Source organism: Candidatus Accumulibacter vicinus (genome assembly GCF_000584955.1).
GTDB classification, from domain to species: Bacteria; Pseudomonadota; Gammaproteobacteria; order Burkholderiales; family Rhodocyclaceae; genus Accumulibacter; species Accumulibacter vicinus.
Map to the genome: position 1 here is coordinate 9,050 of NZ_JDSS02000038.1, position 1,684 is coordinate 10,733.

The following is a 1,684-nucleotide window of genomic DNA, read 5'->3' on the forward strand; positions in this document are numbered from 1 at the left end:
CCGTGCTGCTACCACTGGCACCCATGCTGCTGCTTGTGCAGCTGCCCGTGCTGCTGCCAATGCTGCCCGTGCTGCCTCTACTGCTGCCCATGCTGCCTCCCCTACTGCCAGTGCCGCCGCCCCTGCCGCCGCTACTACTTGGTCAAGCTCCTGCTTAGACAGCGGGATTTCCAGGTGTCTCTCAAGGGTATCTAAAGCATCCAATGACCGTTGATCGGTCATGAGATGCTTCACTTCTTGGGCACAGGCAAGGGCAAATCTAGTTATTTCCTTGTCATGGCCCTGTAATGGTCCGAAGACACCACAGGGCATCGTCCAGTCCATTGGATTGCAGGATGGTAACAAGGGGCAAGGGTTCATCGTCTACCCCTGTCTTGCCCAGGGAAGAAAGCAGGGTGCGCCAGCCCTCACTACAAGGGTTATGCTGGCGTATTTGCCGTAACGTGGTCGTGACTACCTTCATTTTCATTTCTGACCTCTCAGTTTGGAGAATGCGTCCGCCATCGCGTTAGACAGGGCTGGCGGTGGTGGTATGCTCGTCGTAGGAGTAGACTCTGGGGCAATGATGCCCATAGCCAGTAGTACGCTAGCGGGAATATCCCGCTCTTCGCCATTCACATAAGCAACGTAACGGCTAGATCTCCTCTTGTAACCGTACTGCTCGATTACTGCTTCCGGTCCTAGCAGGATGATCGTCGCAGTTTGCGACGATTGAAGGTCCCGGGAGGCAACCGTTGTTGCTCCTCCATGAGCCTTGATGTCTCCACCGGCTAGAACCCAGGTTTTAGTTTCCCCGGGGTAGAACTGGTACGTCTCTATGCCTGCGACTGTACCGATACTGGACAGGCTTCCTTGTGCCGGAAGCTTTGTCCCATCAGGGCCGACGATAGCCATACCCCATCTTCCATTTGTCGAGCGTGCCTCAAAAATCACTTTCATTTCAATTTCTCCATAAAGAATTGGTCGGGACGTGCCCGTTTGTTGGTCACGTCCAGTCAGGAGGGTCCAGAGGTTTCCAGAGGTTTCCAGAGACTGCCTATTCTGTTAACCACTTCTTCCTTTGTCAGGTACAGGAGCTTCCTTCTCAGGTATGCCTCTAAACTCCCGTTAATCCAGGTACAGGTCCCTGCTACTTCATAAACATCACAGGTTCCGTCTGTGAATCCGATCAGGATGGTTCCAGGTCCTCTACCTTCCCTTATTCTGCGAAAGGTAAGTGGACACTCACTGGAAATTATCGGAAACCCTTCATAATCAATGGTTTCCGACACTGTCGTAAATTCCACTGTACGATCTCCTTGTAAATACCCAAATTGGGTAAAGGTAACACCGCCTGATTTTTTATGAAAAAAGCATAAAACTGCCTATTTTTTAGGCAGTTTTATGCTTCCTGCTCTGATTCATCAGTGATCGCTAATATTCCAGGTGTGTATTTACCCACATGGAATATTTTATGACAAAGACCAATGTCATGACTTTTTGGAATTATTCTTTTGTCATCTACCCCCCTCCTAGGGGCCTAAATGAAAAAAGCCCTATACCTGTAAGCATACTGTATGGATACACACTTCTATAAGAGTGGTTTGCCTTATCTTTCAGGTACTTACATACCAATAATACGTCATTTTTCAAATTTTCAGAAATTTGACCCCCCCCCCCCCTCCCGGCGCTTTTTACAAAAAAT

Annotated in this window: 2 protein-coding genes and 1 pseudogene; all 3 read right to left on the reverse strand. The window is 49.5% G+C overall.

Annotated features, from left to right (window positions below):
• Positions 1–324 (reverse strand): annotated as a pseudogene (locus tag CAPSK01_RS23630) (hypothetical protein); the annotation flags it as partial.
• A gap of 141 nt (positions 325–465) precedes the next feature.
• Positions 466–939 carry a hypothetical protein gene (locus CAPSK01_RS17215; protein WP_273703936.1) on the reverse strand — a complete coding sequence of 158 codons (474 nt, stop codon included), beginning with the start codon at positions 937–939 and terminating at the stop codon, positions 466–468.
• 56 nt (positions 940–995) lie between these two features.
• Positions 996–1,286 (reverse strand): hypothetical protein, encoded by a 291-nt coding sequence (locus tag CAPSK01_RS23635; RefSeq protein ID WP_273703937.1) that lies wholly within the window; start codon positions 1,284–1,286, stop codon positions 996–998.
• Positions 1,287–1,684 lie beyond the last annotated feature (398 nt).

What these genes read in the sequence shown, in the direction of transcription:
- CAPSK01_RS17215 (WP_273703936.1), bottom strand. Translation starts at nt 939, where the DNA reads ATGAAAGTGATTTTTGAGGCACGCTCGACAAATGGAAGATGGGGTATG.